We start from the raw sequence: 12,604 nt of genomic DNA, 5'->3' as shown, positions 1-12,604 counted from the left end.
GACAAATTGTCAAACGTGCATAGCGATTTGTCCAGTTTGCTAACTATTCGTTGGCGCCGACGGGCAGGAGAATGCACTCACGACATCGCCATTCATCCAGAACAGAGGAGAGCCGCCGTGATCCATCCCCCGACCATCCGCCCCCTTATGCGCCCGACCATCCTGCTGGTGGCCCCAACGTTTTACGACGTGTCATACAGCATCAATCCGTGGATGGACCCCGACGCCTGGGCGCGCGACCCCGGCGGCATGCACCTGCGCGCGCTGGCGTCGTTCGACGCGCTGCACGATGCGCTGGGCCGTGCCGGGTTTGCCGTGGAAGTGGCCGAGGGTGTGGCGGGCCAGCCCGACATGGTGTTTCCGGCCAATGCCGCCGTGGTGCTCGATGGCAAGGCGGTGCTGGCGCGCTTTCGCTACCCGCAGCGGCGCGGCGAGGAACAGCCGTTCGCGGCGATCTTCGACGACCTGCGGGCGCGCGGCCTGATCGACAGCGTGGCGCTGCTGCCCGACGGCTGTTTTCAGGAAGGCGCGGGCGATTGCATCTGGGACGCGCGGCGCGGCCATTTCTGGGCCGGCTACGGGCCGCGCTCGTCCCGCGAGGCAGCCGACGCCATGGCGCGCGAATTCGACCAGGAGGTGGTGGCGCTGGAACTGGCCACCGAGCAGAGCTATCACCTCGACGTGTGCTTCTGTCCGCTATCGGGCGGCGAAGTGCTGTACTACCCGCCGGCCTTCACCGAGAATGCGCTGCGCACGCTGCGCGCACGCGTCCCGATGGTCCAGCGCATCGAGGCCACCGAGGACGACCTGCGCCACTTCAGCGTCAACGCGGTCAATCTGGACGACCACGTGGTGATGACGCGCACCACATCGCATTTACGCCATGAACTGGGTCGGCGCGGGTATCGGCTGCACGAGGTGGACCTGACGCCGTACATGCTGTCGGGCGGCGGCGCGTACTGCATGACCTTGCGGCTCGACCGCGCCAGCACGCCGATGCGGCGTGCCGCTGCGGCATGAAGGAGATCCGCCATGAGAACGAACACGGAATTGACCCGGGAAGCGAACGTGCTGACGCGCTTTCTCGATGCAGACGATGTCGCGGCGCTGGTGCGGGGCGTGGGCGTCCCGCAAGCCATCGTGCAGATGGCCGGCTGTGTGCGTGATGACTTCCTGCGCTGGCACGAATTTGAGAAATCTGCGAGGTTGGCGAGCCATTCGGCGGTGGGCGTGATCGAACTGATGCCGGTCAGCGATGGCACGCGGTTCGCATACAAGTACGTCAATGGGCATCCGCGCAATGCACGGTTCGCGCTGCCCACGGTCATGGCGTGCGGCATGCTGGCCGATGTGCAGACCGGCTTTCCGCTGCTGCTGGCCGATCTGACCCTGGCCACGGCGCTGCGCACCGCGGCCACTTCCGCGCTGGCCGCACAGGCCATGGCCCGGCCGGGGGCACGCACCATGGCACTGATCGGCAACGGCGCGCAGGCCGAGTTCCAGTCGCTGGCATTTCACGCCATCGCGGGCATCACGACCGTGCGGGCCTTCGATATCGATCCGTCGGCGACGGCGCGGCTGACGCGCAATTTGGCGAAAGTGCCAGGTCTGGAGATCGTGCCAGTCCGATCGGTGCGCGATGCACTGGCGGGTGCCGACATCGTGACCACGGTCACCGCCGACAAGACCCGCGCGACCATCCTGACGCCTGACATGGTGCAACCGGGCATGCATCTGAACGCCGTGGGCGGCGACTGTCCTGGCAAGACCGAGTTGCACGTCGATATCCTGCGTGGCGCGCGCATTGTGGTGGAGTATGCGCCGCAGTCACGCATCGAAGGCGAGATCCAGCAGTGGCCCGAGGCGCCCGTCAGCGAGCTGTGGCAGGTGCTCTCGGGTGCGGCGCCGGGCCGCGCGCATGCCGGGGAGGTGACCGTTTTCGATTCGGTCGGCTTTGCGCTGGAGGATTATGCGGCGCTGCGGTGGTTGCATGCGGCCGCGGCGCAGCGCGATGCCGGCCGCTTCGTGGCGCTTGTGGCCATGCCTCCGGACCCGCGCGATCTCTATGGGTGGATGATGCAGGCCGACGGCGGGGGGATGCTTGCGCAGGCGCGCGAGGCCGTCGCATCGGCCTGACGGGCGCGCCAAAAAAAATGGCCCGGACGCGGTGTCCGGGCCGTTGCACGTCGAACCTTAATGAAACCTTAAGCGCCGGTGCGGCCCATCATCAGTTGGGCACGCAGGAAGCCTTTGATTTCCTCCAGCGACGGTGTCTTCAGGAACACCATGATGCCCCATTGCTGCAGGGCGTCCGCCACGCCGTCGTAGGCCTGGCGGTTGGTGATGACCGCGAAGATCACGCGCTGCCGCGAGAAGAAGTTCTGCAGTTTTTCGATCGTGGCGGATTCCGCGTCGTTGAGTTCCTCCACGTAGTAGAGCACCACGCGAGGCCGCGCATCGACCGAAGTAATGACCGTGTCCACCACGTCCTCCAGTACCTGCGTCTTCAGCGGCAGCGACCATTTGCCCAGCTGGGCACTGATGCGCTGCGCTTCGGTGTGGTTCGGGTGGAACACCACGAGGTCGAGATTGTGCTCGATGCCGACATCCGGCATGGCGCGGTTTGCCAGCAGGCGATGCACGGTTTCCTTGTGGATGCGCCGGTGGCCGCCATTGGTTTTCCAGGCGCCAAGTTCACCGCGTTCCACCATTTTCTGGACGGTGCCCAGCGATACGTTGAGAAGTTTTGCAGCGGTTCGCGTGCTGTAGTACGGCTTTTCAGCCAGTTCTGGATCCAGTTTCATCCAATCACCCGTAGTGTCGATCAGCAGCACAGCACGACGCGCGTGCCGCACGGGCGTCCTCGGACACGCCACGTCGGTCAAATGACCGGGCTGCTGTTTTTACTGACCCTGATTGCTGTCGACCCGCTCCCCGGCCGGTCTTTGTTGCTTTGTTCCTGTTGACGTAGCAACGGCTTCAGGTAGCCGTGCCCGCTTGCTGCAGTGGCGATCTTTGTCGCCTGGTCAGCCATCGCCGCGACGCTTGTGGCGCCGCCCGATTGCCGGATGCCAATAGTATGGCTTCAAGATGATTCGTTGCCACAGGGAAAGCAATGATTGGCGTCACACTTTTGTTGTTTAACGAACATCGTTGCAATTCGGTAGACAGCGATGGACAACGGCATGACGCCCGACATTTATGCCGCAGGCGTCGCGTACCGGATCAACAGACTGCGCACGCGACGTACAGGTTCCCCGGTTATATACATTTGACACATTTGCGCCCGTGGCGTTGTACTTAGCTGGCACCGCCGCTCGACAGGCCGTACTTGCGCACCTTGTCGAACAGCGTGGTCTTGGCCACGCCCAGGGCCTCGCCGGCACGCGTCAGGTTGCCGGCGTGACGGCGCAATGCATCGGCGATCAACGCACGTTCGAACTGCTCCACGGCCTGGGGCAACGGCAGCGCCTCGGGCGCGGCGCCGCCCTGGGCGGGATCGCAGCCCAGTCCCAGCACATGGCGTTCGGCCAGGTTGCGCAGTTCGCGCACGTTGCCGGGCCACGGGTAGGCCACCAGGGCCGCCATTTCGGCCGGCGTGGGCGGAACGGCCTCGCGCTCGAAGCGCAACGCGGCCTGCGCCAGAAAGTGTTCGAACAGCAACGGCACGTCTTCGCGGCGTTCGCGCAGCGGCGGCAGTTCGAGCGTGACCACGTTCAGGCGATAGTAGAGATCGGCGCGGAATTGACTGGCATCGGCCAGCGCGCGCAGATCGGCCTTGGTGGCGGCCACCACGCGCGTGTTCACCGGCACCGGCTGGTTTGACCCGAGCCGCTCCACCACGCGCTCCTGCAGCACACGCAGCAGCTTGATCTGCATCGGCATCGGCATGCTCTCGATTTCGTCGAGGAACAGCGTGCCGCCTTCGGCGTGCTCGATCTTGCCGATCCGGCGCTTGGCCGCGCCCGTGAACGCGCCCGCCTCGTGGCCGAAGATCTCGGACTCGAACAGCTGTTCGGGCAGGCCGCCACAGTTGATCGGCACGAAGTGTTTCGCGCGGCGCCCGCTGGCTTCGTGCAGGCAGCGCGCCACCAGTTCCTTGCCGGTACCGGTTTCGCCGTGGATCAGCACGTTGGCCGCCGTGTCGCCAATGCCGGCGATCATCTGGCGCAGCCGCTCGATGGCCGGCGAATGGCCGATCAGCCGCGCGGCCAGGCCCTCGCGGCCTGCCAGACGGGCGCGCAGGTCGGCCACTTCCAGGGCCAGCCGGCGCTTGTCCAGCGCCCGGCGGCAGGTGGCCACGAGCCGCTCCGGCGAGAACGGCTTCTCAAGAAAGTCGTAGGCGCCTTGTTTCATGGCCTGTACCGCCAGCGATACGTCGCCATGGCCGGTAATCATGATCACGGGCAACGCCGCATCGCGCGCGCCGAGTTCGCGCAGCAGGGCCATGCCGTCGGCGCCGGGCAGGTGGATGTCGCTGACGACGATGCCGGCAAAACCGGCCTCTGCCTCGCGCAGCGCGGCTTCCGCGCTGCCCACGGCGCGCGTGGCGATACCTTCGAGCCGGAGCGCCTGTTCGCAGCCCAGCCGCACGTCGGCATCGTCTTCGACGATCAGCACCGTCAGGGCGGCGTGGGCGCCGGCCGCTTCGATGACGTGGCCCGGTTCAGCCGACATGGCGCAGTTCCTCGGTAACGCGCGGCAGGGCCACCGTGAAGCAGGCGCCGCCGTCGGGGTGATTGATCGCGGTCAGGGTGCCGCCGTTTTCGCTCAGGATGCCGGCCGACAGCGTCAGCCCCAGCCCCAGGCCTTCGCCGGCGGGCTTGGTGGTGAAGAACGGCTCGAACAACCGCGCGAACGCGGTCTCCGAGAGCCCCGGCCCGTTGTCGCGTACGGTCAGGTGGATCATGCCGCCCGACGCGTAGGCGTGCAGCGACAGGCGCGGGTCTCGCCGGCCCTTCAGCGCATCGAGCGCGTTGCCGATCAGGTTCACCAGCACCTGCTCCAGACGGTTCGGGTCGCAGCGCACGGTCAGGCAGGCGTCGATATCGCGCTCGATGCGCGGGCCCACGTCGGCCACGCGCGTTTCCAGCAGGAACAGCGCGTTGTCCACGGCATCGGCCAGCCGGGCGCTGTGGCCCTGGCCAGCGGCGGGATTGCGCGCGAACGACTTCAGCGCGCCGGTGATACGGCCCATGCGCTCCACCAGGCCGATGATCCGTTCGAGGTTGCCTTGCGCGGTGTCGTAGTCGCCCTGGGCGATGAACTTGCCCGTGTTGCCCGACAGCGTGCGCAAGGCCGCCAGCGGCTGGTTCAGTTCGTGGGCGATGCCGGCGGACATCTGTCCCACGGCAGCCAGCTTGCCGGCCTGCATCAGTCCGTCCTGGGCCTGGCGCAGGTAGGTTTCGGTCCGGATCCGCTCGCCGACCTCGGCCTGCAACTGCTGGTTGGTGGCGGACAGGTCGGCGGTGCGCTCGGCCACCTTGCGTTCGAGCTCGCTGTTGGCGGCTTCCAGTGCGGCGCGCGCCGCCAGGCGCTCGCCCACGATGCGCCGCCGCACGTTCCAGGCGGCGCCCAGCAGCAGCACGAAGGCGGCCAGCACGCCGGCCAGCGCGGCGCTGTTGAGCGCGGCCACGCGTGCCTGGGATGTATTGGTCAGCAGGGTCAGGTCCCAGTCGGTGCCGGGCAGGGCCAGGTGCTGGGCCAGCATCGGCGGCCCCTGGCGCAGCCGCACCAGCGCGTCGCCGCCCTGCGACGGGCCATTGGCCAGCGGCCGCACCGTGCTCAGCGCCAGTTGCGGCAGCGGGGCGCGGTTGTATTGCAGGCTGCGGTCCAGCCGCGCGCGCTGGTCGTCCGACAGCGGCCGCAGCGCGGCAAGCTTCCACGATGGGTCCGATGCCAGGATCACCACGCCGTTCTCGTCGGCCAGCAGCATCTGGCTGTCGTTGCCCTGCCAGCGGTTTTCCAGCGGTTCCAGCCCGATCTTGACCACGGCCACGCCCACCGGGTGATCGCGGTCGCCCAGCGGCGCCGACAGGTAGTACCCCGACTCGCTGCGCGTGGTGCCCACGCCGTAGAAGCGCCCCAGCTGGCCTTCGATGGCGGTGCGGAAGTACGGGCGGAAGCTCAGGTCTTCGCCCAGATAGCTGTCCGGCCGCTGGAAATTGCTGGTGGCCAGCACCTTGCCGCGGGCGTCGAGCAGGTAGATGACCCGGGTGCCGGCGCGGCCGTTCAGGGCCGCCAGGTAGGCGTTGGCCTGCGACACGCGCTCGGCCGAGCCGGGATGGCGCAGCAGGGCGTCGATGCGCGCGTCCAGCGACAGCAGGCTCGGCACGTAGTCATAGCGGGCCAGTTCGCTTTCCAGCGCCTGGGCGTACAGCCGCATCTGCACCTGGCCGCGCTCGGCCTGGCGGGTCAACGCGGCATCGTAGGTATAGCGATAGCCCAGCCAGCCGGCCCCGGTGACCAGGACGGCCAGCGCAAGCAGGGCGACAAAGGGAGCCATGCGGCGCCAGGGCGAAAGGGACGCCTGGTCGCCGTCGGAGGGGGACACGATCATGCGGATTCGGGAATGCGGACGTTGCCGGGTGGCGTATCGGGCGGGGTATGTGATCGGAGGACCACTCGCAAATTGCCCGGTGCGGTGCGGCAAGGCGACGTTTTACCACAGCCGGCGGCCACGCCGTCCGAAGCGGCGCCTTGGGGGTTCACCCGTTCGGGTCACGCTGCCTGCCGCCGCCGGAATCCGTAAACGCAAAAAGGCCCGGCCGCCTGATCGGCAGCCGGGCCCCTGGCACGCCTCCAGCCAGCTTACTTGCTGGCCAGGGCCTGAACGGGTGTCAGGCCGGCGTCGTCAGCCGAGGTATCTGCCTCGTCAGACAGTTCCGGCGCGCCAATCGCGTTCTCGCTTTTGGCGACAACGGTTGTGGCAATGGCGTTGCCAAGCACATTGGTCACGGTGCGGCCCATGTCCAGAACATGGTCGATGCCCAGCACGAGCAGGATGCCGGCCTCGGGCAGGCCGAACATCGGCAGCACGGCGGCCACCACCACCAGCGATGCGCGCGGCACCCCGGCGATGCCCTTGCTGGTCACCAGCAGCACCAGCAGCATCGTGATCTGCTGCGACAGCGACAGCTGGATGCCGTACACCTGCGCCACGAACAGCGCGGCGAACGACGTGTACATGATCGAGCCGTCGAGGTTGAACGAATAGCCCAGCGGCAGCACGAAATTGGTGATGCGGCTCTTCACGCCAAAGCGGTTCAGCTGGTCGATGACCTTCGGATAGGCCGATTCGCTGCTGGCCGTGGCAAAGCCGATCATCAGCGGCGCGCGCAGCTGGCGGATCAGCTTGAAGATGTCGCGGCCCAGGAAGTAGTAGCCCCCGGCGATCAGCGCGATCCACAGCAGCGCCAGCGACAGGTACACGCTGCCCAGCAGCTTGGCGTACACCACCAGCACGCCCAGGCCCTGCGCGGTGATCACGGCCGCCACGGCGCCGAACACGCCCAGCGGCGCGAACGCCATCACGTAGTTGGTGACCTTCAGCATGATGTGGCCCAGGCCGTCGATGGCGGCCAGCACGGGCTTGCCCACGCCGTCCTTGAGCGTGCCCAGCGCGAAGCCGAAGAACAGCGAGAACACCACGATCTGCAGCACCTCGTTGGTGGCCATGGCCTCGACAAAGCTCTTCGGGAACATGTGGGCGACAAAGTCGCGCAGGTTCAGGGCGCCGGTCTTCAGGTTCGACGCGGCGTCGGCGGCCGGCAGGGGCAGGTTCATGCCATGGCCCGGGGCCAGCACGTTGGCCATCAGCAGGCCCAGCAGCAGCGACGTGATCGATGCGGCCATGAACCACGCCATGGCCTTCAGGCCGATGCGGCCGACGGTCTTGCCGTCGCCCATGCTGGCAATGCCCGACACCAGCGTGGCAAACACCAGCGGGCCGATGATCATCTTGATCATCCGCAGGAACACGTCGGTCAGGATCGACAGGTGATCGGCGATCGACTTGGCCATGGCCGCGTCCGGGGCCATGTTGTGCGCGGCACTGCCGACGATCACGCCGAGCAGCATCGCAACAAAAATCAGGGTTGGCAGTCGTTTTGTCATCGTGGGTACATCCTCCTTTGTGCCGGACCGGGCGCACGAACGGCCCTGGGGGAGGGCTGCGCACCCGGGACCGGATGTCATACGGCGGCGGCTAGATTGCACGAGCCGTGCCAGCCCGGTTGCACTTGGATACAGATGTAAAGCGATGAATACAAAGGGATTTTTGAAGCGGCGCCGGCGCACGGTTCGGGAATCCGAACGCCCAGCGCAAAACGCCGTCCGGATTTCCGAACGGCGTTGCGCGGCAATGTGGTGTCCGGCGCATGCTGCGGTGCGCAATTTCGCGCCGCGCGCGGGAAGGATCAGGCCGGCAGGCCCTCGCAGGTGTCGAGAAAGGCTTCCAGCGGCATGGGCTTGCCGATGGCATAGCCCTGCGCGTAATCGACCCCGATGGCCCGCAGTGTGTGGAGCGTGCTTTCGTCCTCGACCCATTCGGCCACGGTGCGCACGCCCAGCCGATGGCCGATGTCGTTGATCGAGCTGACGATCTCGCGGTCCACGGCGTTCTTGGCCAGGTTGCGGATAAAGCTGCCGTCGATCTTGAGATAGTCGACCGGGAACTGCTTCAGATAGGCAAACGACGACAGGCCGGCGCCGAAATCGTCCAGCGCGACGGTGCAGCCCGCGCTGCGCATGTCGGCCACCACGCGGCTGGCGGCGGTCATGTTGTTGATCAGCGCGGTCTCGGTGATTTCCAGCCGGATGCGGTCGGCCGGCAGGGCCGAGTCTTCCAGCGCGGCATGCAGGAAGGGCAGCAGGAACGGCTCGCCCAGCGAATTGGCCGACAGGTTGATCGACACAGACAGCCCCGGCACGCTGGCCAGGCGGTCGCCGTACTGCTGCAGCACGTTGCGGATCACCCAGCGGTCGATATGGCCCATCAGGTCGTAGCGTTCGGCGGCCGGGATGAACGCGCCCGGCATGATCAGCGTGCCCTGTTCGTCCACCATCCGCACCAGGATTTCCACGTGGCGCGAATCGTCCTCGCCCGGACGCAGCGAGCAGATTTCCTGCGCGTACAGCCGGAAGCGGTTGGCTTCCAGCGCCGAATGGATACCGGCGGCCACCTCCAGTTCGCGGTGATGGCGGCGTGCGTCGCTTTCGTCACGGCGATAGACCGACACGCGGTTGCGCCCGGCGGCCTTGGCGGCGTAGCAGGCCACATCGGCACGGCTCATCAGTTCGCTGACCGGCGGCACGTCGTTGTCGATGGCGGCGATGCCGATGCTGGCGCCCACGTCGTAGACGCGGCCATCCCACGGAAAGCGCCGTTCGCGCACGGCGTCGATCACTTTCATGCAGACCTGCTCGGCGTGTTCGATGCTGCAGTCCTTGAGCAGCAGCGCGAATTCGTCGCCCCCCAGGCGGGCCAGCAGGTCGTCGGGCCGCACCTGGTGGCGGATCACGTAGCCCAGTTCGCGCAGCAGCACGTCGCCCGCACCATGGCCGGCCGTGTCGTTGACGATCTTGAAACGGTCCAGGTCGATAAAGCAGAGTGCGGCGCGATGGCCGTGCAGCCGGGCGCTCTCGCAGGCTTCACGCAGGCGTTTTTCGAACCAGGCACGGTTGGGCAGGCCGGTCAGCGCGTCGTGCGTGGCCGAGTGGGCCAGTTCGCGCTGCAGCGCCCGCGACGTGGTGATGTCCTGGAACACCAGCACGGCGCCCAGCACGCTGCCGTCGTTGGCCAGCACGGGCGCGGCGGAATCCTGCACGTCATGGCGTTCGCCGGTCAGGCTCTGCAGCACCGCGCCTTCCTGCAGATAGGCCGGACGCAGCGTTTCCAGGCATTGCTCGACCGGGCTGGGGATGACCAGGTCGGTGTCTTCGTCGACGATGCGGAACACCTGGTCCAGCGGCTGGCCCATGGCGGCGTCCAGGTTCCAGCCGGTCAGCTGCTCGGCAATCGGGTTCATGAACGTCACGCGCATCACGCGGTCCGTGCAGATCACGGCATCGCCAATCGAGCGCAGCGTGATGTGCAGGCGTTCCTTCTCCTCGAACAGCGCCCGGTTCAGGTTGCGCTGTTCGGTGATGTCCCAGTTGGTGCCCACCAGCGCCCGCGTGGTGTCGTCCTCGTGGCGCGAGATGGTGGCCATGGCGCGCACGTGGCGGATCTCGCCCGTGGGCCGCACCACGCGGTATTCGGTGTCGAAGCGGCGCACGCCCCGGATGGCCTGGCGCATTTCGGTGCTGACGCGGCTCACGTCCTCGGGGTGGACCATCGCGATCCACTGGGCCAGCGTCGGCGGCCCAAGCTCGGGCGCGGTGCCGTGCAGCGCGTGCATGCGGGTGTCCCAGGTGATCGCCGCCTGCGTGAAATCCCATTCCCAGATGCCCACGCCGCCCGCTTCCACGGCCAGCTGGGTGCGGCGGGTCAGCTGTTCCAGCTGTTCCTGCGCCAGCTTGCGCGTGTGGATGTCTTCCACCTGCGCGATGAAATGGTCGGGCCGTCCGGTGTTGTCGTCGCGCACCAGCGATACCGCCAGCAGCGTCCACAGGTAATGGCCGCTCTTGTGACGGTAGCGTTTTTCCAGACGATACGAGTCGATCTCGCCGGCCAATAGCCGTTCTACGAGCCTGAGGTCGGCCGCGAGGTCGTCGGGGTGGGTCATCAGCTGGAACGGCAGGTCGCGCAGTTCGTCGGCGCTGTAGCCCAGCAGGTCGACCATGGCGCGGTTGACCATCTGCCAGCGCCCGTCCATGCCCACCAGCGCCATGCCGATGGCCGAGTGCTCCAGCGCCTGGCGAAAGCGCCGCTCGCTGCTGCGCAATTCCAGCCGGCCCTTGCGGTTCTGCTCGGTCATGAACGCAATGCAGACCGGGAACACCATGACCAGCGCCCCCGACAACGGCACCGAGCGGGCGGCCAGGAATTCCGTGCCCGAGACCAGCCCGATGCATTCGGCGGCCACCGCCGACAGCAGCGCCAGCAGCGCCGTGGCAAACGGGTTGCTGGCCAGCGCGACGATGACCAGCGGCAACGACATCACCACGAACGGGTCATGGCCGGCGCGGATGGCGCCGGCGCCGATGCCCACGCACAGCGTGAACAGCCCGGCCAGCCGCAGCAGCATCGGGCGCTGGCAGGTGGCGCGCACGCGTTCGCGCGACAGCGACACCATCAGCGGCAGCAGCATCACCATGCCGACGGCGCCGGCATTCCACCAGTTCCACCAGACCGTGGGAAACGGCGTGCCATAGCGCGCCGAGATGACCCAGGCGCCCAGCAGCCCGCTCAGGGCCGGCCCGACGGTCGAGGCAATGCCGAGCGTCAGCGCAAAGGTGGTCAGTTGTCCGGGACGGGCCAGCGCATGGCGGCCGACCATGACCTGCAGCAGCACGGCCGACCCGGCCAGTTCGACCAGGTTGGCGGCCGACAGCAGCAGCGCGGCGCCCAGCGGATGCCCGGCGACGACGATGTCAGCGGCAATATTGGAAGCCAGCATGGTCGCCAGCAGCGCCGGCGCCTCGCGGGTGGGGCGGTGCAGCAGCATGCCCAGGCCAAAGGCATTGGCCAGCCACACGGCCGCCGCGTGACCCGGAACGCGCGCCAGCCACAGGCCGGCCAGCGCCAGCACGAAGTAGCCCGCAGCCGCCAGCAGCAGCGGACGCCAGATGCCGAGGCGTGCGATGGACGGAAGGTTCGAAGGGGGCGCGGCCCTGTCAGGCGTCATCAGATTCGGGTTTCCTGGGGCGCGCCTGGCGCGCCGAAAGCCATGCCGGCAGGAATGCAATGGCCGCACCCTGCCCAGCGTAGGTGGCACTGTAGTCGCGCCAGGCGGAATCTGACGGCCGGGATAGGGGCATCTGCATGGCTTTGTTGGGACTGGCGCCGCAGGCCGAAAGCTGGTATGGCGGGCGGCGTGGGCGGCGCCTGGCGGCGGAATCGTGGCGATTACCTGAGGCGTAATCGTGCTGCGGCCGGCGGGCATCCATGATGAGGCCATGACGTGATCAACCCCTGCAGGTCCTCAACCACAAGGAGCAATGCCATGACCGCCACCATCGCCCCGAACGCCAGCGCCGCCACGACCGACCTGGCAGAACTGGCCGACCGTTACCTGGCCGCCTGGAACGAAACCGACGCCGTCCGCCGCCGCGCCCTGATCGGCCGGACCTGGACCGAGTCGGCCGTGTACGTGGACCCGCTGATGCGCGGCGACGGCCACGCCGGCATCGACGCCATGATTGCCGGCGTGCAGGCCCGCTTCCCCGGCTTCGTGTTCCGCCGCGTATCGCCGGTGGACGCCCACGGCGCCAACCTGCGCTTTACCTGGGAACTGGGCCCGGCCGGCGAAGCCGCGCTGGTGGTGGGCACCGACTTTGCCACGATTGCCGACGATGGCCGCCTGGCCGGCATGACCGGCTTTATCGACCGCGCCCCGGCCGGGCTGGCGGGCTGAGCGCCGCGCGTATCCCCCGGGCTGGCGGCGCTGGCGCAGCTTCTGTACGATCCCGCACGGAACGCGACGCGCGCGCCCGTTTCAAT

Annotated in this window: 8 protein-coding genes; 3 read left to right on the top strand and 5 right to left on the bottom strand. The window is 67.6% G+C overall.

All coding sequences use genetic code 11. The features are described from left to right. Positions 1-147: 147 nt before the first annotated feature. Together AC24R4_RS13555 and AC24R4_RS13550 are read left to right on the top strand one after the other, a co-directional pair. Positions 148-1,020, top strand: coding sequence for a dimethylarginine dimethylaminohydrolase family protein (locus AC24R4_RS13555; protein WP_400396895.1), 873 nt, complete (start codon positions 148-150; stop codon positions 1,018-1,020). Between the two features lie 12 nt (positions 1,021-1,032). Beyond that, positions 1,033-2,136, top strand: a complete 1,104-nt coding sequence (locus tag AC24R4_RS13550) for an ornithine cyclodeaminase (protein ID WP_487523246.1) — start codon at positions 1,033-1,035, stop codon at positions 2,134-2,136. Between the two features lie 68 nt (positions 2,137-2,204). Here the strand turns inward: AC24R4_RS13550 and AC24R4_RS13545 are convergent, their stop codons facing one another. The 5 genes from AC24R4_RS13545 to AC24R4_RS13525 form a co-directional block, all read right to left on the bottom strand. Continuing rightward, positions 2,205-2,804, bottom strand: a complete 600-nt coding sequence (locus AC24R4_RS13545) for a helix-turn-helix domain-containing protein (protein ID WP_153946709.1) — start codon at positions 2,802-2,804, stop codon at positions 2,205-2,207. Between the two features lie 496 nt (positions 2,805-3,300). Beyond that, positions 3,301-4,677 (bottom strand): sigma-54-dependent transcriptional regulator, encoded by a 1,377-nt coding sequence (locus tag AC24R4_RS13540; RefSeq protein ID WP_400393866.1) that lies wholly within the window; start codon positions 4,675-4,677, stop codon positions 3,301-3,303. After that, positions 4,667-6,559: a sensor histidine kinase gene (locus AC24R4_RS13535; protein ID WP_400393868.1), complete on the bottom strand. Its 1,893-nt coding sequence runs from the start codon at positions 6,557-6,559 to the stop codon at positions 4,667-4,669. Before AC24R4_RS13535 ends, AC24R4_RS13540 begins: the two co-directional genes overlap by 11 nt. Positions 6,560-6,810: 251 nt before the next feature. Next, on the bottom strand, positions 6,811-8,115 hold the full coding sequence (locus tag AC24R4_RS13530) for a dicarboxylate/amino acid:cation symporter (protein WP_400393869.1): 1,305 nt from the start codon (positions 8,113-8,115) through the stop codon (positions 6,811-6,813). 302 nt (positions 8,116-8,417) lie between these two features. Continuing rightward, positions 8,418-11,789, bottom strand: coding sequence for a diguanylate cyclase (locus tag AC24R4_RS13525; RefSeq protein ID WP_487523245.1), 3,372 nt, complete (start codon positions 11,787-11,789; stop codon positions 8,418-8,420). Between the two features lie 318 nt (positions 11,790-12,107). On the opposite strand from AC24R4_RS13525, the gene AC24R4_RS13520 reads away from it, so the two are divergent. Beyond that, a complete protein-coding gene (locus AC24R4_RS13520; RefSeq protein ID WP_400395272.1) occupies positions 12,108-12,518 on the top strand; it encodes a nuclear transport factor 2 family protein in 411 nt (136 codons plus the stop codon). The last annotated feature ends 86 nt before the right edge of the window (positions 12,519-12,604 follow it).

Source organism: Cupriavidus sp. CER-90, assembly GCF_057652055.1.
This window is presented reverse-complemented; position numbering and strand designations above follow the sequence as displayed.

Coding starts and splice junctions, on each gene's coding strand:
- AC24R4_RS13555 (WP_400396895.1), top strand. CDS start 148: ATGCGCCCGACCATCCTGCTGGTGGCCCCAACGTTTTACGACGTGTCA.
- AC24R4_RS13540 (WP_400393866.1), bottom strand. CDS start 4,677: ATGTCGGCTGAACCGGGCCACGTCATCGAAGCGGCCGGCGCCCACGCC.
- AC24R4_RS13550 (WP_487523246.1), top strand. CDS start 1,033: ATGAGAACGAACACGGAATTGACCCGGGAAGCGAACGTGCTGACGCGC.
- AC24R4_RS13530 (WP_400393869.1), bottom strand. CDS start 8,115: ATGACAAAACGACTGCCAACCCTGATTTTTGTTGCGATGCTGCTCGGC.
- AC24R4_RS13525 (WP_487523245.1), bottom strand. CDS start 11,789: ATGACGCCTGACAGGGCCGCGCCCCCTTCGAACCTTCCGTCCATCGCA.
- AC24R4_RS13545 (WP_153946709.1), bottom strand. CDS start 2,804: ATGAAACTGGATCCAGAACTGGCTGAAAAGCCGTACTACAGCACGCGA.
- AC24R4_RS13520 (WP_400395272.1), top strand. CDS start 12,108: ATGACCGCCACCATCGCCCCGAACGCCAGCGCCGCCACGACCGACCTG.
- AC24R4_RS13535 (WP_400393868.1), bottom strand. CDS start 6,559: ATGATCGTGTCCCCCTCCGACGGCGACCAGGCGTCCCTTTCGCCCTGG.